Annotated in this window: 22 protein-coding genes and 3 pseudogenes; 17 read left to right on the forward strand and 8 right to left on the reverse strand. The window is 44.4% G+C overall.

Features of this window, described 5'->3' with window-relative positions:
• Positions 1-68: pseudogene (locus DU481_RS13575) on the reverse strand (IS1595 family transposase); the annotation flags it as partial.
• A gap of 130 nt (positions 69-198) precedes the next feature.
• Here DU481_RS13575 and DU481_RS13580 point away from each other — a divergent pair.
• The 13 genes from DU481_RS13580 to DU481_RS13640 all read left to right on the forward strand — a co-directional run bounded on the left by DU481_RS13580 (position 199) and on the right by DU481_RS13640 (position 14,463).
• Positions 199-1,437 (forward strand): EAL and HDOD domain-containing protein, encoded by a 1,239-nt coding sequence (locus DU481_RS13580; protein WP_350135401.1) that lies wholly within the window; start codon positions 199-201, stop codon positions 1,435-1,437.
• A gap of 290 nt (positions 1,438-1,727) precedes the next feature.
• Entirely contained in the window at positions 1,728-2,312 is a 585-nt protein-coding gene (locus DU481_RS13585) for a hypothetical protein (protein ID WP_350135403.1), read from the forward strand.
• A 53-nt stretch (positions 2,313-2,365) separates the two neighbouring features.
• Complete coding sequence (locus tag DU481_RS13590; RefSeq protein ID WP_090318542.1) at positions 2,366-2,731, forward strand: response regulator; 366 nt, start codon at positions 2,366-2,368, stop codon at positions 2,729-2,731.
• Positions 2,732-2,863: 132 nt separating this feature from the next.
• Positions 2,864-5,041 carry a chemotaxis protein CheA gene (gene cheA, locus DU481_RS13595; RefSeq protein WP_350135405.1) on the forward strand — a complete coding sequence of 726 codons (2,178 nt, stop codon included), beginning with the start codon at positions 2,864-2,866 and terminating at the stop codon, positions 5,039-5,041.
• A 59-nt stretch (positions 5,042-5,100) separates the two neighbouring features.
• The gene (locus DU481_RS13600) at positions 5,101-5,613 is read left to right on the forward strand and encodes a chemotaxis protein CheW (protein WP_121167561.1); all 513 of its coding nucleotides are present in this window, start codon (positions 5,101-5,103) and stop codon (positions 5,611-5,613) included.
• 307 nt (positions 5,614-5,920) lie between these two features.
• Positions 5,921-6,784, forward strand: coding sequence for a CheR family methyltransferase (locus DU481_RS13605; protein ID WP_107803958.1), 864 nt, complete (start codon positions 5,921-5,923; stop codon positions 6,782-6,784).
• Positions 6,785-6,788: 4 nt separating this feature from the next.
• Complete coding sequence (gene cheD / locus DU481_RS13610; protein ID WP_090318531.1) at positions 6,789-7,400, forward strand: chemoreceptor glutamine deamidase CheD; 612 nt, start codon at positions 6,789-6,791, stop codon at positions 7,398-7,400.
• 37 nt (positions 7,401-7,437) lie between these two features.
• Positions 7,438-8,517 carry a protein-glutamate methylesterase/protein-glutamine glutaminase gene (locus DU481_RS13615; protein ID WP_350135408.1) on the forward strand — a complete coding sequence of 360 codons (1,080 nt, stop codon included), beginning with the start codon at positions 7,438-7,440 and terminating at the stop codon, positions 8,515-8,517.
• Between the two features lie 52 nt (positions 8,518-8,569).
• A complete protein-coding gene (locus DU481_RS13620; protein WP_350135410.1) occupies positions 8,570-9,064 on the forward strand; it encodes an NlpC/P60 family protein in 495 nt (164 codons plus the stop codon).
• A gap of 150 nt (positions 9,065-9,214) precedes the next feature.
• Positions 9,215-9,532 carry a DUF4389 domain-containing protein gene (locus tag DU481_RS13625; protein WP_350135412.1) on the forward strand — a complete coding sequence of 106 codons (318 nt, stop codon included), beginning with the start codon at positions 9,215-9,217 and terminating at the stop codon, positions 9,530-9,532.
• 224 nt (positions 9,533-9,756) lie between these two features.
• A complete protein-coding gene (locus DU481_RS13630) occupies positions 9,757-10,737 on the forward strand; it encodes a sulfite exporter TauE/SafE family protein (RefSeq protein WP_090318519.1) in 981 nt (326 codons plus the stop codon).
• A gap of 152 nt (positions 10,738-10,889) precedes the next feature.
• Positions 10,890-11,525: a DedA family protein gene (locus tag DU481_RS13635; RefSeq protein ID WP_090318517.1), complete on the forward strand. Its 636-nt coding sequence runs from the start codon at positions 10,890-10,892 to the stop codon at positions 11,523-11,525.
• 268 nt (positions 11,526-11,793) lie between these two features.
• Positions 11,794-14,463, forward strand: coding sequence for an MMPL family transporter (locus DU481_RS13640; RefSeq protein WP_350135415.1), 2,670 nt, complete (start codon positions 11,794-11,796; stop codon positions 14,461-14,463).
• Positions 14,464-14,480: 17 nt separating this feature from the next.
• Here the strand turns inward: DU481_RS13640 and DU481_RS13645 are convergent, their stop codons facing one another.
• Together DU481_RS13645 and DU481_RS13650 are read right to left on the reverse strand one after the other, a co-directional pair.
• Positions 14,481-16,040, reverse strand: a complete 1,560-nt coding sequence (locus tag DU481_RS13645) for an amino acid permease (RefSeq protein ID WP_090318511.1) — start codon at positions 16,038-16,040, stop codon at positions 14,481-14,483.
• A gap of 517 nt (positions 16,041-16,557) precedes the next feature.
• The gene (locus DU481_RS13650) at positions 16,558-16,800 is read right to left on the reverse strand and encodes a hypothetical protein (RefSeq protein ID WP_350135417.1); all 243 of its coding nucleotides are present in this window, start codon (positions 16,798-16,800) and stop codon (positions 16,558-16,560) included.
• Between the two features lie 245 nt (positions 16,801-17,045).
• Here DU481_RS13650 and DU481_RS13655 point away from each other — a divergent pair, with 245 nt between their 5' ends.
• The 4 genes and pseudogenes from DU481_RS13655 to DU481_RS13670 all read left to right on the forward strand — a co-directional run.
• Complete coding sequence (locus tag DU481_RS13655; protein ID WP_107804539.1) at positions 17,046-17,312, forward strand: type II toxin-antitoxin system RelE family toxin; 267 nt, start codon at positions 17,046-17,048, stop codon at positions 17,310-17,312.
• Positions 17,309-17,641 (forward strand): helix-turn-helix domain-containing protein, encoded by a 333-nt coding sequence (locus tag DU481_RS13660; protein ID WP_350135419.1) that lies wholly within the window; start codon positions 17,309-17,311, stop codon positions 17,639-17,641. The genes DU481_RS13655 and DU481_RS13660 overlap by 4 nt, the downstream gene beginning before the upstream one ends.
• A gap of 157 nt (positions 17,642-17,798) precedes the next feature.
• Entirely contained in the window at positions 17,799-17,987 is a 189-nt protein-coding gene (locus DU481_RS13665) for a helix-turn-helix domain-containing protein (protein WP_350135421.1), read from the forward strand.
• 134 nt (positions 17,988-18,121) lie between these two features.
• Positions 18,122-18,328, forward strand: a pseudogene (locus DU481_RS13670) (transposase); the annotation flags it as partial.
• Positions 18,329-18,360: 32 nt separating this feature from the next.
• Here DU481_RS13670 and istA read toward each other — a convergent pair.
• From istA to DU481_RS13695, 5 genes and pseudogenes are all read right to left on the reverse strand, one after another.
• Positions 18,361-19,388 (reverse strand): annotated as a pseudogene (gene istA, locus DU481_RS15600) (IS21 family transposase); the annotation flags it as partial.
• Positions 19,389-19,755: 367 nt separating this feature from the next.
• Positions 19,756-20,763, reverse strand: a complete 1,008-nt coding sequence (locus DU481_RS13680) for a glycosyltransferase family 2 protein (protein WP_350135425.1) — start codon at positions 20,761-20,763, stop codon at positions 19,756-19,758.
• A gap of 467 nt (positions 20,764-21,230) precedes the next feature.
• Positions 21,231-22,757, reverse strand: a complete 1,527-nt coding sequence (locus DU481_RS13685; RefSeq protein ID WP_350135427.1) for an oligosaccharide flippase family protein — start codon at positions 22,755-22,757, stop codon at positions 21,231-21,233.
• Positions 22,754-23,326, reverse strand: a complete 573-nt coding sequence (locus tag DU481_RS13690; RefSeq protein ID WP_350135429.1) for an O-antigen ligase family protein — start codon at positions 23,324-23,326, stop codon at positions 22,754-22,756. The genes DU481_RS13685 and DU481_RS13690 overlap by 4 nt, the downstream gene beginning before the upstream one ends.
• Before the next feature lie 18 nt (positions 23,327-23,344).
• Positions 23,345-23,554, reverse strand: a 210-nt coding sequence (locus DU481_RS13695) for an integrase core domain-containing protein (RefSeq protein ID WP_350135431.1), incomplete at its 5' end; no start/stop codon positions are given.

A 23,554-nucleotide genomic window follows, 5' to 3' on the forward strand; every position in this document is an offset into this window, starting at 1 on the left:
CGAATAAGTTGCCTGAATTTTGCTTCTCTGATTCGAGAACGAAAATAGTATCTGTTTTTGGCATTCATCTCAGAAAGTTAGCACACTTTAGTAAGTGCTTAACTTCCTAAGACCCTAAAAAAATACTTAAGAAACGTGTAACACAGCCGATGAGTTAAAACTTTTATACAAAAAAGATAAATTAACGCGGGGGAATAAATGGAAGGTTTTTTTCTTGGGCGGCAGCCAATTCTAGATCGTAATCAAAATCTTGTAGCATTTGAGTTACTGTTTAGACAAGAAGAAACTGAAGAGTCGGTCAGAATTACAGATGATTTATCCGCATCAGCAAATGTCATTATCAACGCTTATTGCCAGTTAGGAATCCAGAATGTATTAGGGAAGCAGCGTGGTTTTATCAACGCCAATCCTGAGTTGTTGATGAGTGACATTATCAGTTTATTGCCTAGTAAGCATGTCGTATTAGAAATAAAAGAAACGGCAACGGTAACACCAGAATTTATGCAGCGCTGTAATGAGTTGAAGCAAAAAGGCTATCAGTTTGCGTTGGATAATATTGTTGAAATGAATAGTAAGGTTGAGCAACTGCTGCCTGTGGTGAGTGTAGTGAAAGTAGATGTGCTTGCACTTGAGCAAAATGCACTTACAAAGTTGGTTACCGAATTAAACCGCTGGCCGGTATTGCTTCTGGCACTGAAAGTGGAAAGCCGAGAACAAGAGAAATATTGCATGCAATTGGGTTTCCAGATGTTCCAAGGCTATTATTTCGCAAAGCCTGAAGTAATGGCAGTAAAACGCGCCGATCCAGGCAAGCTTTCATTGCTGAAGCTGCTGACATTGGTCATGGGTGACAGTGATATTGAAGAACTAGAGCGGGAGTTTAAGCATCAACCCGGTTTGAGTTACAACCTGATGCGCATGGTAAATTCAGTTTCAAGCGGATTGCCTCAGAAAATTAATTCCATCAAACATGCAATCATGATCTTAGGGCGTAAGCAACTGCAAAGATGGATACAGCTGTTGCTTTATACCGCTAATCAATCCGACGATAGTATGTCGAATGCATTAATGCAAACAGCAGCGGCACGTGGGAAATTGATGGAGTTAATCGCAACAGCGGAACGTCCTCACGACAAAAATCACCAGGAAAGAGCATTCATGGTGGGAATACTATCGCTGCTGGATGTATTGCTGGGCATTGAAATGCAACAAATCACTGACAGGCTGGGAATTCCTGATGACATGAGCCAGGCATTATTGACCCGGGAAGGGCGCTTAGGTCAGGAATTGAAACTCATTGAAGCCAACGAAAAAGGTGAGATTGCTGCAATTCAATCGATTCTGTCGGAGTTGGGTTTTTTAAGTTTAAGCGAACTCGCTGATATTGAGATACAGGCGATTGAATGGGCAAATCGAATTGGTGAGGCGGCTAATTAAAATGAAGTTTTTTTCTCGAAGAAAAAGCGTTGGGTGCTGATTTCTGGTCAGTGCATACCGTAGTTTTTTTATTCTTCAGATACTAAATTTATTCTGGTTAATGTCGTTAACTTGTTGGGTATAAATAATTTTGTGATCTGGTAAAAATCTCTGATAAGTACTCATTGAGACAATTTCCTTGGTTCCTGTGAGCCGGGAGCGTAAGCAAACATAGATTAATAAGTAGCAAGTTTGCTGAGTTGAATAGCAGTTTAATAGCTTCGATCAAGACGAGCGACGGGGAGAAAGTTATGGCTGAGCTGCGAGCAGCTGAGGGCAAATCTGATAGCCAAGTAACACATCAATCAGGGTTGATGGAGCGGGATGGTGTGTTATGTAATGCTGAAGCTGACGAATACTTTATGAGTATCAAGGAAGAATTAAATCAGGTTGACCGGTTGGTAAGTGATGCAGTGAATAATCTGGTTATTAATTTTGGATATATCAGTAATTTGACCAAATCACATCATGAAATGGTTGTGGCTATTGAAAAAATGGCTGCCCCTGAAGGAAGTAAACCCATATTGGAACTGTTGGAGAAACAGATGGTTATTGCTGATAAGATCGAGCAAGAACTGGAAATGGCTGTTACTTCACTACAGTTTGGTGATCTAGTGACGCAATTGCTTGCACATACTACGCGCCAAGTGGAGGCGTTGAATATTGAACTGCAACGCATTGAGCGACAAAGAAGTTGGAAAGAAAATGTGGGTAAAAACACGTTAGGCACAATACATGAAGGAATTTCTAAAGCAGTAAATATGGCAAAAACTAAAGGCAAGAGAAAGCCAGTTGTGCAGCAAGGTATGCAGATGGGTGATATTGAGCTGTTTTAGTGTGCCTATTTTTATCAAACAAATTAACAATATTAGCAATAGGAGTGAGATAAATGGCTAAGACGATACTTGCAGTGGATGATTCTGCTTCCATCCGGCAGATGGTTGCTTTTACGCTTAAAGGCGCCGGATATGAAGTCATTCAAGCAGTCGATGGTCAAGATGCATTAGACAAAGCTAATTATCATCAGGTTAATTTGGTGCTAACTGATATCAATATGCCACGAATGGATGGGCTTAAATTACTGGAGCTACTTCGTAAATTGGCGCACTACAAGAATATTCCTATCTTGATACTAACGACTGAATCCGGTGATGAAATTAAAGCAAAAGGCAGAGCGGCAGGTGCTACTGGCTGGCTCGTAAAACCATTCGATCCGAAAAGATTGCTGGAAGTAATTGGTAAAGTAATAGGTTAGATATCTATATTCCCAGGTGGATTAATGGGTTGCTGACAGTATATTTTATTTGGAAAGTTAAGTGTTTACTGCTGCTATTTTCTCGCTTCTTTAGGGTGTTAGCCTAACAACTCAACGTGAAACAGGTTATCTATGAGTACAGATCTCGAACAGTTTTATGAAATATTTTTTGAAGAATCCTCAGAGTTGCTTGCGGACATGGAAGCATGCCTGCTGAGGCTCGATGTAAATTCGCCCGATTTGGAAGATTTGAACGCTATATTTCGTGCAGCGCATTCTATCAAGGGTGGAGCTGGTACTTTTGGTTTTACAGATATGACGGAGATGACGCATATGTTGGAGACATTGCTGGATAGATTGCGCAAAGGTGAGCTTGCAGTACGGAGTGAGATGGTAGATGCTTTTTTGAGAGCCGGTGATGTCATTAAGGCGCAACTAGCAGGTCATCGTGGAGAAGGCGAAGCGGATCCCGCAGTTGCGGCGGAAGTTTGTGAAGAACTGAAAAAACTAAGTGATGAAACACAAGTTCCGGCACCTTCTGAAACCGTGGCGGATTCCGGCATTGGAATGAAAGCTATCCCAGTAGAGACTGATATTGAAAGATCATCTAATGTTGCGATTAGCGAGGCTGTATCAGAGAGTGATGAAGCGAAACTGACTTTTCGCATAGAGTTCTCGAGTTCAGGGATGGGTGATGCGGCAGTTGAAAACTTATTTGCTAACTTGAAACGCTTAGGTAGTCTTGAAGATACAACCTCGGCAGGCGGAAAAGATCATAAACTGAAACTTACGACTGTCAGTAGCGAAGAAGATATTTGGGAAACGTTGGCATTTGTTGTTGATCCAGCAAACCTAAAGATCGAGGTTGCAACCCATAGTGTTGTAGAGCCTCATTCTAGTGACGAGGATTCCGCTGCAGAGCCATTTGCCGGTGAAGATGAGTTTTCAATAGCAGGTATGCCGCCTGCACCTGGTTATGGTTTTTTTCCTGGAGCTCCAGCGGCACCCAAAGATTTCGATGACTCGGAATCACAGCTAAGTTCAACGCCTCAGCAAAATATTCATGGCAATAAGAATGAAACGCAGCATGTAACAAATAAGCCTTCGAGCAAGGTAAGTGCCTCGGCTTCCGCCAGCGAGACTTCATCGATACGGGTCAGTATAGAAAAAGTTGATCAGATGATTAACCTCGTGGGTGAATTGGTGATTACCCAGGCGATGCTGGCGCAGACAGCATCGCAGCTTGATCCAGTGGTTTTTGAGAAATTGCTAAGTGGAATGAGCCAATTAGAAAGGAATACGCGGGATCTGCAGGAGTCTGTAATGTCGATCCGAATGATGCCGATAAGCTTTGTATTCAGTAGATATCCACGTGTTGTGCGCGATCTGGCGGCAAAATTAAATAAACGCGTTGAACTGAAAACTGTCGGTGAAAATACTGAACTTGATAAAGGTCTGATCGAGAAAATTGCCGATCCATTAACTCACTTGGTAAGAAATAGTCTTGATCATGGCATAGAAGTAGCCGAGAAGCGTATTGCAGCGGGTAAGCCTGCGCAAGGCACGATTACATTACGTGCTTTTCACCAAGGCGGCAGCATTGTTATAGAAGTTAGCGATGACGGTGCCGGTTTGAATCGAGGAAAAATTCTCGCCAAAGCCAAGGAACGTGGTTTGCCAGTGAGTGACGGTATGTCTGACCAAGAAGTTTGGTTGCTGATTTTTGAAGCAGGTTTTTCTACCGCGGATATAGTTACCGATGTATCTGGCCGTGGTGTTGGGATGGATGTTGTGAAACGTAATATTCAAAGCATGGGCGGACGCATTGATATTGAATCGGCACTTGGTGTGGGTACACGCATATCTATCCGATTACCATTAACACTAGCAATTCTTGATGGATTGTCAGTGGCGGTCGGCGATCAAATGTTTATTGTGCCGCTCAATTACATTATTGAATCTATGCAACCGACAGCTAATGATATTAAAACAGTCAGTGGCCATGGGCGTGTAGTGCAAGTTCGCGGTGAATATTTACCTGTAATCGCACTACATGAAGTTTTTAACTTGCATCCGAATGTGACTGCTGTACATGAAGGAATTCTGGTGATCCTTGAAGCCGAAGGACACAAAGCGGCATTGTTTGTGGATGATTTAATCGGACAGCACCAGGTTGTAATTAAAAGCCTGGAAAGTAATTATCGCAGAGTGCAGGGTGTTTCTGGCGCGACAATTATGGGCGATGGTAAAGTTGCGCTTATTCTGGACACTGCTGCGCTTGTGTTGGCATGCCAACAAGAAATGGTATAGACCGATTGGATAGTTGATATTTTTATACCTAGATAATTTATTAATCAGGAGTGTTTATCATGTCTCAAGAGCAAGCAGCGATTACTACTTCTAATCCAGTCAATCCACATACCAATCAAATGGCGAATGAATTTCTGACATTCCGTTTAGGAAGCGAGGAATATGGTATAGAGATACTAAAAGTACAAGAGATAAGAGGCTATGACGCCATAACGCAGATAGCGAATGCTCCTGAATTCATCAAAGGTGTAGTGAATTTGCGCGGGATAATCGTCCCGATCATAGATATGCGGATTAAATTCCGGTTGGGAAGTGCGACGTACGATCAATTTACCGTGGTGATAATTTTGAACGTAGCGGGCCGGGTGATGGGGATCGTTGTGGATGGAGTATCGGATGTAATCACACTGGGGCTGGAGCAGATGCGTCCTGCGCCGGGATTGGGATCAGTGATTGATACGGAATATATTATGGGACTGGGGACAGTTGACGAACGCATGCTGATATTGATTGATATCGAAAAAATGATGAGCAGCAGCGATATGGGGTTAATAGAACAAACGGTCAATTAGAGAATAGTTGCTCCGGAGCGGAAATCTTAAGAAGAAACGAAGCATGCAATTGGTGATTGTCAAGTTGTCGGTTCACGTATAGGACTGAAGAAAGCTGTAAGAAATTGGGTGCGAAATTCGTTACTGGCTAAAGACTATGCCTTTGAATTATCTGCTCCATGTTGACAATAGATATGACTAATTATATATCGTTGTTTATTCAGTGCATTAATACATTCTGTCTGATAAAAAGTGATGAGGCTCCAGGGTCTGATACTGCGAAGAATAACAGTAAAGCAGTATTTATTAGAATTCAAATGGATATATTATGGAAATGATTTTGGGTGGTGATGAAAGCTCTGATAGCAGGATACGTGAGTATGCTTTTACTCAGGCTGATTTTGATCGTATCAGAAAACTGATATATAACCATGCGGGCATCTCACTCTCCAAAGGCAAACAAAATATGGTTTATAGCAGACTTGCCCGGCGTCTGCGTGCCAACGGTCTGACGAGTTTTCATGAGTACCTTAATTTTCTGGAGCGTGGAAATCCTGAAGAGTGGGAAGCGTTTACAAATGCTTTAACTACTAATTTGACAGCTTTTTTTCGTGAGCAGCATCATTTCCCGATTCTTGAGAAGCATGTAGAAAAGCGAAAGAATCAGGGCAAAATTCAACTCTGGTGTAGTGCATCGTCAACCGGCGAAGAGCCTTATTCAATGGCAATGGCGATGGTGCAGGCATTTAAGACATTTTCACCTCCAGTGCACATTCTTGCAACGGATCTGGATACCAATGTTCTTGCGAAAGCACAGTTGGGTATTTATTCATTGGATAAGCTGGAAAAAATACCCCAAGAAAAACTTAAACAATTTTTTCTTAAAGGCAAAGGGCATCACGCCGGATCGGCGAGAGTACGTCCTGAATTGCGGAATATGATTACATTCCGGCAACTGAATTTGCTTGATGAAAGCTGGCCGATTCGTGGTCCTTTCGATGCAATATTCTGTCGTAATGTAATGATTTATTTTGATAAACAAACTCAATATAAAATTTTGAAAAAATTTGTACCACTTCTGGCGCCGGATGGATTGTTGTTTGCTGGTCATTCAGAGAGCTTTCAGCATGCAGTTGATTTGTTTAAATTGCGTGAGAAAACCGTTTATGAGTTAGCTAATAAACAGAGGTAATCGTATGGCTGAGATCATCGATGATCAAGTTGCTACCAATTTGTACTTTGATAAGAGTTTCAATAATCAGGCTGTTAAGCTGCTTCCAGGTGAATACTATGTTACGGATAAGGATTTACTGCTCGTAACCGTGCTTGGCTCATGTGTTGCGGCTTGTATTCGAGATAGTTATAGCGGTATCGGCGGTATGAATCATTTTATGCTTCCGGATGGCGGAGGAGATGCGGGTAGTCCGTTAAATGCTTCAGCCCGTTATGGCACTTATGCCATGGAGATACTGATCAATCAGTTATTGAAGCTGGGTGCCCGCCGAGGAAATCTCGAAGCAAAAGTATTCGGCGGCGGTAACGTTCTGGATGGATTGACAGTTGCTAATGTCGGACAACGGAATGCGGATTTTGTCTTGAAGTTTTTACAAACAGAGAAAATAAAAGTCGTAGCACAGGATCTGGTTGATATCTTTCCGCGCAAAGTCTATTTCTTCCCAAAAAGCAGCAAAGTAATGGTAAAAAAATTACGCAATATACATAATCCGACTATTTCCGAGCGTGAAAAGGATTACAGACAGCGTCTGCACAAGGTTGATAGCGGTGGAGATGTGGAATTATTTTCCTAGCTTGAGCCTGTTTCATGAAATACGTTGAGTTTCTATTATGAAGAAGATAACAGTTATCGTTGTTGACGATTCGGCACTTATTCGTAAGCTATTAACTGAGATAATTAATAGCCAATCCGATATGGAAGTCATTGGAGCAGCTGCTGATCCGCTAGCGGCACGGGAAATGATCCGGCAATTGAATCCGGATGTGCTGACGCTGGATGTTGAGATGCCCAAAATGGACGGGCTTGATTTCTTGGAAAAATTAATGCGACTGAGGCCTATGCCTGTGGTTATGGTTTCAACATTAACTGAGAAAAGTTCCGATGTGACATTACGTGCGCTTGAATTGGGCGCGGTTGATTTTGTGGCCAAACCCAAAATTGATATTGCATCGGGACTAAAAGAATATGGTAGTGAAATCGCCAATAAAATCCGTATTGCGAAGTCTGCGAGACTCAAGCGAAATGCATCCCCATCGGTTACCAAAAGTGCAACTGCGGATGCAGTATTGCCATCCATTGCGAATCGAATCGCTTCGACAGAAAAGCTAATCATCGTGGGGGCTTCTACCGGCGGTACAGAAGCCATCAAAGAATTTCTAATTCGTATGCCACCTGATTCACCGGGAATCCTGGTTACTCAGCATATGCCGGAAGGATTCACAAAATCATTTGCCAATCGTTTAAATAGCCTGTGCAAGATATCCGTAGTTGAAGCCCAAGGGGGTGAAAGAGTGTTACCAGGACATGCATTTATCGCACCTGGGCACTCGCACTTATTGCTCAAGCGCAGCGGCGCCAACTATATGACGGAATTAAATCAGGGAGAGCTGGTCAGTCGACATCGGCCATCGGTTGATGTACTATTCCGCTCGGTTGCAAATTGTGCAGGCAAAAATGCTATCGGTGTGATTCTAACGGGCATGGGAAAAGATGGTGCGGCCGGAATGCTGGAAATGCAGAAGTCAGGCGCATATAATTTCGCCCAAGATGAAGCCAGTTGCGTTGTTTTTGGAATGCCGAAAGAGGCGATTGCAGCAGGTGGAGTCAATGAGGTTGTGTCATTAAAAGATATGGCAAGGTCTGTTTTGTCAAAAATCTCAAGTATGGGGTCACACGGTAATCGCGTATAATCACCGTAAGAACTTACTTTTTAATTTGCTATAAAGTAAAAGCGCTTTATCAATGAAAAGGATTATCTCTCGGCTTATTATATTTATTGGCATCAGCTTCTTAGTGAGTTGTGGATCCCTTCAGGAAAAACCTTCGGTAAAACAAGGCTCGCGTCCACCAGTCAATAAATCAACAGATTCCGGCCACATTAAGAAAGCACTCTATTCCCAATTTAATGAGTGGCAAGGGGTGCGTTATCAGCGTGGCGGAATGAGTCAACGCGGAATCGATTGTTCTGGTTTCGTGCATCTGACATTCAAATCAAAACTTGGAATGCACCTTCCTAGAACAACCAGAATGCAGATGATGGTTGGGAAAGAAATCAGGAAGAACGATTTGAAGGCGGGTGATTTGATATTCTTCAAAACGGGCCCAAGCTCAAATCATGTTGGAATATATTTGGAAAAAAATAAATTTCTACATGCCTCAGAAAAGAAAGGCGTCACAATATCCCGGTTGGACCATGTTTACTGGCAATCCAACTATTGGAAATCGATTCGCATATAAGCGAAAAAATAGTATCTTCTGATTCAACTCAAGCAAATCCAGCATAGTGATATCCTTGTCGCCTTGACAAGGTTTATAAGAGGTGGCTTGCCCTTGTTTCATGTATGCACACCAACGTAACGAGACTGCATCAAATTGCGGGAAAATACAATGAATGAAGAAATTAAACAAAGAATTCAGAAAAGAGAAAACTGGCAGCGTGGGCTTTTTATGTTTTTTTTCATGTTTATCTACGGATTTTCTAATTCATTGGTTATTGGTATCTTATTTTTCCAGTTTGCGACGTTGATATTAACCGGGAAAACGAATGAATTTTTACTTGGGTTCAGTCAGAGTTTAAGCATCTATATCCATCAGATCATTAACTTCCTGACTTTTAACAGTGAGCAACGCCCGTTTCCGTTCAGTGCGTGGCCAAACGCCAGCGATACTCCCGATATGATTAAAGATAGCAGTAAAAACGACTAATTCATTGTTCTTCTGATATTTATCTGATTTTCCTTTCGACTGATTCCAACAAATTCCAATCCGATTCCAGCGTATTCTTTGGTTGCAGTCGCATTTTTGCCGGACACTGCACTCAGTAATAGATCCAACTTATTGCTATAAGTATATTACTAAATATTATTTCAAATTATGTTCAGGTGCGGCTATAGTGCAGCGCATTTTGAAGGTTATATAAAGCTAAACTCATGAAAATACGCAATCTTGATCTGACGTCGAATCCCGTCAATGAGGAACATCAACAATTAGGATTACCGCCTGTCGAAGATACCGTTTCTCATCTGGATGCACATCCTTTTTTGCGTGCTGCCGTCTGGTTTGCTGTCATTGTATTAGTTTTACTGATCGCATTTTTAATCATTCGCTTTTTCCTTGCGCAGGATTTGGGGGAAAGCTGGCAGATTATTAGTAGTACGCTCGATAGCAGGATTTTCTGGAGTGCAGTTGCCGTCGGTTTTCTTGCGCAAGTAGTCGATGGTGCTTTGGGTATGGCTTACGGTGTCACCGCAACCACTTTTTTATTAGCCTCCGGTGCAAGTCCGGCTGCCGCCAGTGCCAGTGTGCATATTGCTGAGATATTTACCACGGGTGTTTCAGGCATTGCGCATGCCAAATTTGGTAATGTCAATAAACAATTGTTCACTCGTTTGCTGGTGCCGGGTGTATTGGGCGGTATCTTGGGCGCGTTATTAGTCACGCATGTCAATAGCGCATTATTCAAGCCTTTCATATCCGCTTACTTGGTTCTGCTGGGGGTTTATATTCTCAGTAAAGCGTTCCGGCAACTGAGCACCCGTAAGGACGCGCCTCAGCATATCGGTAAATTAGCCTGTTTCGGTGGATTCATGGATGCAGCTGGCGGTGGCGGCTGGGGACCGATTGTGACTTCAACCTTGGTAGGGACAGGTACAGACCCGCGCACAACCATCGGTTCAGTGAATTTTGCGGAATTTTTCCTGACATTAGCCAGTGCAGCGACGTTTGCGCTCCTGATGGAAACCGATCATTGGCCGTTGATTGTCGGATTGGTTTTCGGCGGTTTGTTTGCAGCGCCATTCGCAGCTTATTTGTGCAAGAAGTTTCATGCACGTACTTTGCTAATACTTGTGGGTGTTCTGATTATTACGATTAGCTGTTTCAATCTCTATAAAGCGCTCATCACGTTGTAGCAATAATAATCTCCCGGAAATAAAGCAATATTCCGGGAGATTTTTTCTGTTCTTCCAGTTAAACTTACCCAAACTGAATTCTTCTCCAGTTTGAGTATGTCTCTCCATTCGGAGTCCGATGCCTAACGTTCTCATTCTTCCTGCAATTATTTATGTTTCTTATTGATTTCATTCTTCATATCGACAGGCATTTGCAACAGCTTGCTACAGAATACGGGTTATGGATTTATGGCATTCTTTTCCTGATCGTGTTTTGCGAGACCGGACTCGTTGTGCTGCCGCTTCTACCGGGTGATTCCCTGTTATTCGCGGCCGGTTCTCTGGCATCGCTGGAGGGCTCTCAGCTTAATCCGCATGTCTTATTTGCTGGCTTAAGTTTTGCCGGTATTCTAGGGGATTCTGTGAATTACTGGATAGGTAAAACGGTGGGAGCAAAAGTATTTGCTTCGCAGAATTCGCGTTTTTTCAAACGGGAATACCTCGAAAAAACCCAAGCCTTTTATCTGAAACATGGCACTAAAACTATCATCATCGCACGCTTTATTCCCATCATCCGTACCTTTGCACCCTTTGTAGCGGGTATCGGCACGATGCCTTACCGCACCTTTATTGTGTACAACATAGTGGGCGCCGTGCTATGGGTCGGAACGTTTGTTTATGCCGGGTTCTATTTTGGGCAGTTGCCGATGGTGCAGCAAAATTTCAAACTCATCATTCTAGCGATCATCATTCTATCGATAACGCCGCCGGTGATTGAATATCTCAAACACCGCTACAAAAAACAGTAGGAATCTCCCGCGGATAGCGGTGTATTTCATCAGACTGAAGAGTGATAATTATCAGAAGGTTAAATCCGTGCTGTGACTAATTGCCGTAAGACCAAGTTTTTAATGTAAAATCAGCATATTTAACTCAACTGAAAGATCATTCAGTGCAATTTGACCACATATTGTGCGCGAAAAAACAGCTGGTTCATCTTAATATCATGACCGCCAGCACTCTCAATTTCGCGCAGGCGATATTCATTACTGATCGTTTCAATTCCTCTTCAGAACAATGACAACACCAGTGGAAACTTCACATAGCCGTGTTCATGCCATTTTTGCGCGCTGGACCACATTTTCTTATCAATATGCGTTGTGGGTACTGTTAGCGGCGCTATTGATCGCAATCGTCAGCGGCATCTATGTCTCGCGCAATCTGGGAATGAATACCGATACCGCCGAGATGCTGTCCGAAGACTTGCCGTTTCGTGTCAATCTGAAACGCTACAATGAATCATTCCCGCAAGACATCGATACTCTTCTCATTGTCTTGAATGCGCCTACACCGGAACAAGTGCGGGTGGCGACGGAGAATTTGGCTGCACGGTTAAAGCAAGATTCCAGCAATTTTTACGATGTTTATTCACCGCGAGTGGACGACTTTACCGCACGTAACGGGTTGCTTTACCAAAGTATTCCGGAGCTTGAACGGATTACCGATAGCTTGGCTGCGGCGCAGCCCTTGATCACACGCATCAGCCGGGATCCTTCGCTGACTGCTTTTACCGATGTGCTAACCAGTGCAGTGGATGAGTTGAACAAGGGACGGAGTATCGAATTGCGTCCGGTATTGAAGGGCGTCAACGCAACTCTGGAAGCGCGGCTGAACGGTTCTCCCAGAGCATTGTCATGGCAGACCATGTTCAGCGGCGAAGCGCAAAAAAACACTTATCAAGAACTCATCATCATCAAGCCGCGGCTTGATTTTTCTCAACTGTTTCCAGCCGAGCAATCCATTGCCGCGTTGCATGCCGCGGCGGAAAGTGTCGGAATCACAGAGGATGGTCCAGTCCGCTTGCGCATTACCGGCGAGGTGGCCCTGGCCGAAGAAGAACTCAACAGTTCGCTGCGCGGTATGGAATATGCTGGAATTATCACGTTTGTACTGGTCGGCGTTGTACTTTTCTTCGCCATGCGTAATGGAGGGCTGATCCTCAACGTGCTGGTGTGCTTATTGATGGGGTTGATTTTGACTGCGACATTTGCCACTGCGGTTGTCGGTCATTTGAATCTGATTTCCATCGCCTTTGCCGTACTGTATATCGGCTTGGGCGCGGATTTTGCAATCCATTTTCTGCTGCGCTATCGCGAAGTTCTGGAGAATAATCATTCCCCGGCTGAGGCTATCCATATCTCCGGCGGCGATGCTGGAGCGGCCTTGACTGCGTGTACCGTCACCAATGCGATCGGTTTCTATGCCTTCATGCCGACCGATTACAGCGGAGTGGCCGAGCTCGGCATTATTTCCGGAACCGGGATGATCATCAGTTTGCTGGTTACGCTCGTCATCGGCCCTGCATTGTTGCGTTATCTGCCGAAAAAAACGGCGGCAAAACCAGCTACAAAGAGTTCGGTTGGTAAGGTGCTGGAGTTTTCGCTGAAGTGGCATAAAGCAACGTACGCGGTTACGCTGGTGGCTACGGTGGGAGCGCTGGCAATTTTGCCGCAAGTGCGATTCGACTACAATTTGCTCAATATGCAAGATCCGAAGGGGGGCGCAGTACAGACTTTCCGGGAATTGCTGGCCGAGCCTGATCTATCGCCCTGGCATATTGCAGTGCTGGCTAACAATCCGCAGGAAACAGAAACTTTGGCCAAACGGCTAGCTGATTTGCCCGAAGTCAATAAAGTCGTCACGGTATTGGATTTTGTACCCGAACAACAAGAAGAGAAATTCTCACTGATTCAGGAAATGGCGCTGACGATAGGGCCGATTGCCGCGACACCGCCGCCACAAACCCGGATCACCAGCGATGCGATTCTGGCTGAGCAATATAAGGCGTTACGGGAATTGGTTGTGGCATTGGAAAGGTTTGTTGCCAACCATCCTGAGCATCCATCGGCCGCCACTGTAAGTGCTTTAAGGTCGACGCTGGCCCATTTGTTCACACAATTGGACAAAGTCAGCAACGATGAAAAAAGTAAACTTTTGTATACTATTGAGGACGATCTGCTGGCGATGTTGCCGCTGGCTTTGCAGAGTTTGCGCACTGCGACTGAAGCAACTGTTTTCGATGAAGGGGATTTGCCCGTCGCATTTAAAGACCGTTGGCATAGCGATACGGGCGGGTACCGGTTAGCGGTTTATCCGGTTGAGGATCTTAACGATAACGATGCCTTGCGGCGCTTTGTGCGTTCCGTACAGCAAGTGGCGCCGCATGCCATCGGCGTGCCGGTGATCAGTCTGGAAGCCGGGGAAGCCGTGGTACAGGCCTTTGTTCAGGCATTCTCTTTGGCGCTGATCGGTGTGGTGGTCATTTTACTGGTGTTGCTGCGCAGTATTAAATATACCTTACTGGTGTTATTGCCGCTGCTGCTGTCGAGTTTATTCACTGCGGCATTTACCATTCTACTGGACGTTCCGTTTAATTTTGCCAACATCATCGCTTTGCCGCTCTTGCTCGGGCTTGGCATCGATAGCAGTTTGCACATGGTGTATCGGAGCATCAATAATGAGCTGGTGAGTGAAGTTCTGATTCATACCAGCACCGCGCGGGCCATTTTCTATAGTGCGCTGACAGCGCTGGTAGACTTTGCCAGCTTAATCTTCTCGTCACATTTGGGCACGGCGAGTATGGGGATACTGCTGACAGTGGGGCTAGCTTTTACCCTGATCTGCACACTCATTATTCTGCCGGCTTTGCTTCGTGCTCCGGCAGCCGGGGTTAAATCGAATGCATAACACGCTAAGCGAAGAACTCAACTTTTTTTGTTCGTGCCGTCCGGATCACAATCGGCCAGAGGCCGGACCTGACTGATGATATCTTCACCACCGGCGGGTGTATCAACGCCCCGGCCAACGTGGCTTTTCCGGTAGCCGTAGAGAAAATAGAAAATCAACCCAATTCCTGACCAGATCGGGAACACTAGTTTTGCATCGTCTGGCAAAAAGAAAAACAGTGTGATGCAACCCAGTACCGCGAGCGGGCCGATCAGCCAAACGATGGGTGTCCGGAAAGGACGCACGCGGCTCTTGTCTTTGATGCGCAGTATCATCACGGTAAATGCTACGACCATGAAAGCGAACAGCGTTCCGGAATTAGAAATATCCGCCAGTTTCCCAACCGGCAAGAAAGCGGCGGCAGCCATGACACCCAGTCCCGTTACGTAAGTAACAATATGCGGCGTTTTGAAACGGGGATGAATGCGGCTTAAAACTTCCGGCAGCAGGCCGTCGCGCGACATGACGAAAAAGATGCGCGTCTGGCCGAACAACATCATCAGAACCACCGAAGGCAGCGCCAGGAAAGCGGTAAGCCCCAGCAGATTGCCGATTTTTTCCCAGCCGATCTCACGTAACACCAACGCCAATGCTTCACGCGAGCAAACCAGCGGATGCTGCCCGAGAGCGGCCAGCGATTTGCATTGCTCGGCCAATTGCAAGGAGCCGGGCACCAAATTCTTACCGGTTTCATCCAGCAGCGGCTGCGCACCGATGGCGCCGATCGCACCGGCTGAAATGAGCAAGTAAAAGACAGTGCAGATTGCCAGCGAGCTGATCAACCCGATGGGCACATTGCGTTGCGGATCCTTGGTTTCCTCCGCAGCAGTGGAAACTGCATCGAATCCGACATAAGCAAAGAATATGGACGATGCCGCAGCCACTACCCCAGCTTCTCCTAATGGTAAGAAAGGCTGGAAATTTTCCAGATTGACAACCGGTAGTGTTAAAGCAATGAAAAGCGTTAATGCGGCAATCTTGATAGCGACCAGTGTGGCGTTAAATGTGGCGCTTTCGCGTGTGCCAATAACCAGGAGTGCGATTACCAGTATGCAGATGAAAACCGCCGGTAAGTTAATAATTCCACCAGCAAAAGGTCCATTCGCCAGTGCAAAGGGTATCTCTATCCCGAGCGAGTTTTGCATAAGACCGACGAAATAGCCTGACCAGCCGACGGCAACCGCGCTGGCGGCGACGGAATATTCCAGCATGAGCGCCCACCCGACCAGCCACGCGACCAATTCGCCCAGCACTGCGTATGAATAAGTATAGGCGGACCCGGAGACCGGCACCATGGAAGACAGCTCGGAATAGCACAGTGCGGCGACGGTGCACACGAAACTGGCAATAACAAAGGAAAGCATCATGCCCGGCCCGGCTTTCTGTGCAGCCTCAGCCGTCAAAACGAAAATACCGGTACCGATAATCGCGCCAATACCCAGTAGCGTTAACTGCCATGCGCCCAAGGTACGGTGGAGACTTTTCTTTTCTGCAGTTGCCAGGATGGCATCAAGTGATTTTACGCGCCAGAAAATCATGCATGCTACCTTTTATCTAAACTAATAGTTACGATGCAATGGGATTAACTCTCAATCGGGCTCGAATAATATCATAAAATCTTTTCAATCCGATTGCCGATTGTCAACACTGGAAGCTGTCCCGGCCTAATGTGTAAAGGTTTTGCTGAGCGCTAATTTATCCGATATGCGATCGTTTTCTCATCATTAGGGCAAGCTGAAATTGGCAGTAAAATTGCTGGAAACCAGATACGCAATGTTGCTACTCCGCCCAGCAAGTTAAGCTGCACGCCGGTAAGGATGAAACTATGTGAATCCGCAGGATGATGGCAGTGCTTTCAGTCAGGAAATGAGGGCAATTGCTTGGTTTTGAAAATGTTGCCGCTGGAAGGAGTCTGAACGATTGGGTTCGATGGCACACTAAGGCATATTCTTCTTTCCTTGGCTCTGACCCGAGATGATTTTTTAATCCGCCGCTTTTTTTAATAAAAAAGGTCAATGTCTAAATAACATTGACCTTATGTAAAAAGCTTACAGTTTAGGCATATATTTTTTTCATTGGAAGGCGAGTTTTGCTTTTCGATACACTTCCAATTAAAAGATAGCTTACAAAGAATACTGCCCCCAACATGAGATCAATTTCCAACCAGCTTATTTCAGATTGCATGACTGAGAGCGAATGCAAATCACCAAATGTGATAAGTCCAATTAGCGGTAAAACACCGAATAAAACGAAAGTAGTTTTTACAGCTGTACTAAAAAGGCTTTGACTTGTTTTCATTTTTATCTCCTAAATGAAAGTTTTTTCAATTTATCATAAGTTTACGAACATTAAGATTCGATAATTCACAAAAAGTTCACAAAATATTGATGAAAAATTCACACTAAATGATTTTGTTTTATAAAATAAGACATTATTAAAATAATTTAATCTCACACGGTATTTTTATTCATAGACTTTCAATCATCGTTGGAAGCTTTCTGGTCTATCAAGGCGCTTGAATATAATGTTTTATAACTTATAATATGTCTGATTGTTATAATCTATTGATCCGGTCACAAGCCAAAAAGAAACTGCAAAGCTTGCCGAAAACGGATCGATTCAGGATAGCTGAGAAATTGGAACAGCTAAGCCGGAATCCTGATGATAGTTCGCTTGATATCAAGAAACTGGAAGGTGAGCCCTATTTCCGGCTGAGAGTTGGTAACTGGCGCATTATTTTTGAACGGCATGATGTCGTTAGAATTATTACGATTGAGAAAATCAAACCGCGTGGAGATGCTTACAAATGACACTGCAGAAAATCAAATCCATCCAGGGCAAAGATGAATATGTTCTGTTACCGATAGCGGTTTATCGCGCTCTAAAAGATCAGATCGAAAAAGAATTGGCGGCTTGCAAAGCAAATCAGGATGACGAGCAAGCCTATGAACCGTTTGTTCTTGAGGATTACGTCGATAATCCCGTTGCGTTAGCGCGAATCAAGGCAGGTATTACACAAGAGCAACTAGCCCAGCGTCTGGGTGTCAGTCAATCCTATGTCAGCCAAATGGAGCGCCGCAACAACATAACCAGCAAAATGCTTGAGCGAGTGCGCGCAGCCATTCCTGAGACTGCATAAAATTTACAGACATAACCAATTGTTAAGGCAATACATGGTATTAAGAAAGCAACCGCTAATCGATTAGGAATTGGAAGGCCTGGGAAAGCAGCCGGGATAAGCGCTGAATTACTGGAATTTGTCCGTCAAATTGAAAGCGGGGAAGGGGCGCATCGTCATGTCATCTTTCATATCGGTACGAAAAAAATCAAGGCTTTCCGAAGTAGAATTTGCCAGATTGTTGGGCGTGTCAGTTCGCACCTTGCGCGATTGGGAGCAACGCCGCCGCAATCCCAACGGTGTAGCAAAAACATTGATTGCTATTCTTGAACGCCATCGCGATGTACTAAAGAAATCATACTTATAATTAGATCTCAGATTTGTACTGTTCGTCTTAATATACTCAAGAAGTTCGTGATTCCTCCCGGATGGTAATCCTCCCCAAAATTAACCGAGTAAAGCAGTAGAATTTTCTATCGTAGACGAAGAGGAATTTTACTGATGAAGAAGCAGCGATTTACGGAAAGCCAGATTATGCAGATACTGAAGCAGGCTGAGGGAGGAATACCAGTGGCAGATTTATGCCGAGAGTATGGAATGAGCAATGCAAGTTTTTATAAATGGCGAAGCAAGTATGGAGGAATGGACGTTGCGATGCTTTCAGAAATGAAAGCAATGGCTGAGGAAAACAAGCGATTAAAGCAGCTTAACTGGGGTGTCCGGTTTTACTTGACCAGGTCATAGCCTTTGACCAGCACTTCCCTGTGACCATATTGGGTAGGTACTGAGTAGTCATTGGTCCGATAATGCACGAGCGATAGTGAAGATATACGCGTGGAAATCTTATGGCAGGCATCAAAAGCAACCGCAGGAAAGCCATTAGTGCAGCCCTATCACGCTTCATACGCTCAGCAATGGTTTCAGTTTGGCCACGTAACTTGGCTTGTTGGCGTTTGATGCACCCATCCAGCAATTTTGCATTCAGGGCATTAAAATCGGCAGCAATGGGTAACGGCACCATGAAGTGTCGGCGACTATAACCGACCATACCTTCAACATTCCCCTTGTCATTGCCACGGCCAGGCCGCCCAAATTTATCTTCAAACAAGTAATGATTTTGTAGCTCACTGAACGCCTTGGTACGCTGACGTTTCCCATCACACAGTTCTTGGCCACTGCAATCTTGGCGTTGTTGTACAGAATCGATTGCGGCACGCTACCCAGAAATGCAAATGCAGCGACATGACCATCCAGAAACGATTCGGTGTTTTCAGTTGGATAGGCTTTGACAAAACAACCATCCGAATGTGGTATATCAAGGCAGAAATAATGGAAGCGAACCAGCTTGCCATCAATATAGCCATCAGCTTCACCAAAATCTGCTTGAGCATGACCAGGTAAGTGTGCCAGCGGCATGAACATTTCTTTTTGCCGAACCGCTGCCTTGTAAACATAATTACGTACGATGGTATAACCACCGGTGAAGCCATGTCCATCGCGTAATCGCTCCAATATCCGCACTGCAGTATGGCGCTGCTTAACATGCACTTGTTTGTCAGCTTCCAAAATAGCATCAATGATGCCAGCGAAGGGAGCAAGCTTGGGAGATAATGGTTCGCTCTTGCGTCAATAACCCGGCGGTGCCGCGTATTGACACATCTTCTTGACAGTCTTGCGGTGAATACCAAAATAACGCGCACTCGCGTTCGCTTCTGCCTTCTACCATCACCGCACGTCGAATCTTCACATATAATTCCACTGTATACATCCTCATCGCCTTTCACTTGATGCTCATCGCATCAGCTTACAGGCTTCAGACTGGTACATTTTTATCCGCCATTCCAGCGAAATTTAGTGCGCCTCAGTGGTACATTTTTACTTCGCTATTTACACTTCCACCGTTTTATCGCTATCAATTGATCAATCTGCTTCGGAAAACTCCCTTTCCGAGTACGGCGGGTTACATCGTATTCCGAAAAATTCATGCTCATCACTTCAATGCTGTTGTTTTAAAACATAATGCTATCACTCAATCCCTTATCTTGGGGGGTTATCGTGCAAAGATCTCCAAAAATGATCATAAGCCCTCCCTCTTATCTGAATAGCATGAAACCGACCACCCTACTTTGTGGAACTCAATGTTTTGTGAGTTCGCGCGCACTGATTGGAATCATCGGATCTGAAATCGATTGCGTGGCACCTAGTATTTGGGCAAGAGCAAAACAATGCAACATATAAACTGAAAATACAGCGTCGGAAATACTTTTCTTTCTCACTACTTGAACTACTATTACTCCCATCCAAACAAATAACTCAGCAGCTATCAGCGCGGGTATGGCCTTTATTGACTCTAAATACATCCCGCCTACTGCCAGCACTCCAGCTATAGCATGAAGCATAGGCGCAGCAAAAACCCACCATACTTGCCGTAAACTTAACCACCACCATGGGTGCCCGAGAGCTGTACGGAGATACATACCGTAGGCGTGCATTCGGCGACTTCTCCACAGTCGGCAAAGCATTTGGAAATTGCTTTCGGAGTGACCCGTGTGGTACACAGCTATGTTCGAAAGTCGGATAAGACGCCATCCAGCGGCCCGCAGACGCACACCGAGTTCTGCCTCCTCACAAGCCGGCAACCAACGATGTGCAAGATAACCAACAGATTCAATTGCTTTACGACGATACAGACCGCCGCCCCCAAGTTCTGAAACTTCCATTACTTGCTGCTGCATTGTTTCAACGAAAGCTCGTCGTCTTTTATCGGCCATAGTCTTGATACTTGTATCAAGTAATTTTCCCGCCACACCAGCTACATCAGAATTTGATTCAAGATAATTCAGCGCCAATGATAAGAAATCGGGCTGCAGTACCATATCTCCGTCTAGCACATACAGGTACTCACCATAAGCGTATTGGTAGCCAAGTTGCACAGCAGCTGCACATCCGCAATCTACTTTCTGGGAAAACTGAATAACCCGAATAGGATAGCATCTTGCGATTTCAATTGTTCTGTCGGTAGAAAGGGAATCGACTAGAATTACCTCACCACCAACTTTCAGCGCTTCTGTAAGAGCCGCCTCAAGACAATTTGCTATTAAAGCTTCCTCATTGAATGCTTTGATCAGAATTGAAAGTTTCATTTCTCTCTCTCTTTAAATATATTGAAGGCCCCGCAGGGGCGACCCTGTTTTAAATGATAAATTGCGTTCATATTATTGGGAACCTCAAATAACCCGTGATTTTTCACGGCAAAGCTTAAACCTAAACCTTACAATTCAACTCGGTTTCAGGGTTGATTTCAAGCCGATTCGTGCATGAATCCGCGCCTTCTTCTCCTAAATTGTTCCATTTACGGGTAATTCGAGATCATTCCGGGCATCAGAAGACATCAAAGTTCGTTTTCTTCGACTAGGTGATGGCTTCAGGTTTTAGGTAGGTGAAGATCATCATCGTCAGCACGACGTTGGCGAGCACCTAAGCCATTGGCACGGATCAACTTGCCACCCATCTGCGTCATGGGGCACCCCAATCGGTCGGTGTCACGTTTTGTTCCAGCAAGATTTTTCCTGCTTATCAGGCAATTCTTATTGGTACTGCATGATGTGTGTTACCAAACAAAGATATTACGATTAAATAACCGATTCAGCCTTTCCCGCTCATCACTGTAAAAAGGTTTAATGAAATAAGCTACCAACAAAAAAAGAATACAAGAAAGAATCGCTATAAAAAACAAATCTAACCAACTTTGTATCGATAATGCGAGTTGCTGTATAAAAACAAATCCAATTACAGCTGCCGCAATCAGCTTAAAGAATCCGATGACATCAAAATGATAGGCGGTAGTATGCATTAAAGCAATAATAAGCGTTCCACTAAATAATATTTGACTCATAACGATTGAGATGATACACCCCCACAGACCTTGTCCTGATTCGAGCAGAAAATAAGCCATCGGCAAAGCCAGAGCACCAAAAACGGCCCCCCCGAAACATAGATGGCTTTTCTCGCTGACCACCGCCACAAATTCCAGTAACTGACGCTGACTCAATGGTATTAGTGTCAGCAACAAGCCTGCCAGATAATAATCCACTTCGTTGAATTTGCCCCCACTAAGTAAGCTTGTCAGTTCGCTTCCAGCTAACCAAACAAAAATCAGTATGGGCATTAGCGCAAACATGCTCAACTTACCTATAAGATTGACACTCCGCGTAAGTTCTATCATTCCGCCTTTACTCACAAAAGAAGCCGCCAACTTAGGTCGAATTAAATTGGACAGCAATGCAGCCGGCAAATAGTTTGCAACTTGCCCATACAAGTTGCGTAAAAAACCGAACAAAGCGGTAGCTTCCAAATCAAGATAGCGCTGAATCAGAAAAACAAACATTTGTGGGTTATGAATCTGAGCAACGAGATTGCTCAAATACATGTGGCATGCAGTACGCCACATTTCTAACCATCTCGATGGTTGCCAGCTATCTTTTCCCTGCAAATCACGACACACTTCCAAATACTGAATTAATCCATATAGTGCCAGTATGGTGCCTAGCATCGATGCCACGAGTTCAGCAAACACCACATAATACAAATGTGCTGTTTCTTGAGTTACTATGATACCAATTAGTAACAGAAAGGCCAGGTTACGCAACACTTGACTGATTTGCACTCGACCCTGCTGCATTAAAGGCCCCAGAATGCTTTCTCGGATGTGCCGCCCCAAACCTTCTATAAACAACAGTAACAAATATAATTTGACTACATCCGTGTATTGCATGAGTTCCGACGGTAGCAACCATGGTAATGCCGCCAAGAGTAAAAATGCACTTACAGCGATAAATAGGCTAATCAAAGTAACCACCTGCCACACAAAATGTATCAGCATTTTTCCGCTAGCATACAACCGAAATTCTGGCAAGTAACGTAACGCTATCCAAGGCAAACCTAGTGTTGTAACAGCCAGTGTAATTTCCATTCCAGCCACTAACACAACGTAAGTACCATACTCTTTCATCGGTAACAAATGTACTAACAAAAGTAGAATGCCCAAACTTAGTATGGCGGAGACAATCTTACCAGTAAGGAAGTATAATGTAGCTTGCTTAAATGCGAAGCTAGAATACGGGGATGAAATACTCATAAAAGCTGCCTATTTTTGACATCAATACACTCTTTCTCTTTTACTCCTCCTGTCGAGACATTGCTCAACTTATTATGTACTACCCGATTAAGATTCACCTGTACTGAAAGCTCTAATTTATTTATGTTTCTAATTGGCTTTGCCCCTCTATCTATTACATAAATGAAGTAGGCTATCCCCCCCAAAAAACTGCCTGAAAGAACAGCGTCCGTATCAATGGTTGATTTGAACATCGCTCGCACAAAAAATGCTATCAATAGAGCGATACTTCCCCCATTTGTATTTTTATATGCTCGTAACGAATAGCGCACAAGAAAAAATAAAAATATCGACAAAGCTGTTAGCCCAATAAAACCCGAACGGCTAAAGATCTCAAGAAACAAATTATGAGCACTTGTCGCCCCACTAAATCCAGGTCGCAACAGAACTTGATTCCAGAAATCTCCACCTTGACCGAATAATGGATTCTCCAAGCCGACGGCAATAATAGCAACTTCCCAGATGCTGGTTCGTCCAGTTGCATTTGACAGGCCATAAACTGCATTTTCACTTAGGTTACGATTTAGCATAAGGTAATCCACCCATATTTAACAGGAGTTTGCAGTAGAGGTTTTTAGTTTAAAAGCTTCTGCCAACTTCATGGCTGGCGTTATACCTCCAAGCGCCATGCTCGGACGTTCATTATTGTAAATCCACAACCACTGTGTTGCAGTAAGTTGCGCCTCTTCAATGGTTGCAAAGTCATTCATCTCCAGCCATTCATGCCGAACAGTTCTGTTATAGCGTTCTATATAAGC

It is taken from the genome of Nitrosomonas sp. (assembly GCF_040240425.1).
In the GTDB taxonomy this organism is placed as follows: domain Bacteria; phylum Pseudomonadota; class Gammaproteobacteria; order Burkholderiales; family Nitrosomonadaceae; genus Nitrosomonas.

Bases quoted from the DNA above. Each gene is read 5' to 3' on its own strand.
- DU481_RS13685 (WP_350135427.1), bottom strand. From the start codon at position 22,757: ATGAGTATTTCATCCCCGTATTCTAGCTTCGCATTTAAGCAAGCTACA.
- DU481_RS13585 (WP_350135403.1), top strand. From the start codon at position 1,728: ATGGCTGAGCTGCGAGCAGCTGAGGGCAAATCTGATAGCCAAGTAACA.
- DU481_RS13655 (WP_107804539.1), top strand. From the start codon at position 17,046: ATGTCTGATTGTTATAATCTATTGATCCGGTCACAAGCCAAAAAGAAA.
- DU481_RS13625 (WP_350135412.1), top strand. From the start codon at position 9,215: ATGAATGAAGAAATTAAACAAAGAATTCAGAAAAGAGAAAACTGGCAG.
- DU481_RS13630 (WP_090318519.1), top strand. From the start codon at position 9,757: ATGAAAATACGCAATCTTGATCTGACGTCGAATCCCGTCAATGAGGAA.
- DU481_RS13580 (WP_350135401.1), top strand. From the start codon at position 199: ATGGAAGGTTTTTTTCTTGGGCGGCAGCCAATTCTAGATCGTAATCAA.
- DU481_RS13590 (WP_090318542.1), top strand. From the start codon at position 2,366: ATGGCTAAGACGATACTTGCAGTGGATGATTCTGCTTCCATCCGGCAG.
- DU481_RS13615 (WP_350135408.1), top strand. From the start codon at position 7,438: ATGAAGAAGATAACAGTTATCGTTGTTGACGATTCGGCACTTATTCGT.
- DU481_RS13605 (WP_107803958.1), top strand. From the start codon at position 5,921: ATGGAAATGATTTTGGGTGGTGATGAAAGCTCTGATAGCAGGATACGT.
- DU481_RS13645 (WP_090318511.1), bottom strand. From the start codon at position 16,040: ATGATTTTCTGGCGCGTAAAATCACTTGATGCCATCCTGGCAACTGCA.
- DU481_RS13665 (WP_350135421.1), top strand. From the start codon at position 17,799: ATGTCATCTTTCATATCGGTACGAAAAAAATCAAGGCTTTCCGAAGTA.
- DU481_RS13635 (WP_090318517.1), top strand. From the start codon at position 10,890: ATGTTTCTTATTGATTTCATTCTTCATATCGACAGGCATTTGCAACAG.
- DU481_RS13650 (WP_350135417.1), bottom strand. From the start codon at position 16,800: ATGAAAACAAGTCAAAGCCTTTTTAGTACAGCTGTAAAAACTACTTTC.
- DU481_RS13600 (WP_121167561.1), top strand. From the start codon at position 5,101: ATGTCTCAAGAGCAAGCAGCGATTACTACTTCTAATCCAGTCAATCCA.
- DU481_RS13690 (WP_350135429.1), bottom strand. From the start codon at position 23,326: ATGCTAAATCGTAACCTAAGTGAAAATGCAGTTTATGGCCTGTCAAAT.
- DU481_RS13660 (WP_350135419.1), top strand. From the start codon at position 17,309: ATGACACTGCAGAAAATCAAATCCATCCAGGGCAAAGATGAATATGTT.
- DU481_RS13640 (WP_350135415.1), top strand. From the start codon at position 11,794: ATGACAACACCAGTGGAAACTTCACATAGCCGTGTTCATGCCATTTTT.
- cheD (WP_090318531.1), top strand. From the start codon at position 6,789: ATGGCTGAGATCATCGATGATCAAGTTGCTACCAATTTGTACTTTGAT.
- DU481_RS13620 (WP_350135410.1), top strand. From the start codon at position 8,570: ATGAAAAGGATTATCTCTCGGCTTATTATATTTATTGGCATCAGCTTC.
- cheA (WP_350135405.1), top strand. From the start codon at position 2,864: ATGAGTACAGATCTCGAACAGTTTTATGAAATATTTTTTGAAGAATCC.
- DU481_RS13680 (WP_350135425.1), bottom strand. From the start codon at position 20,763: ATGAAACTTTCAATTCTGATCAAAGCATTCAATGAGGAAGCTTTAATA.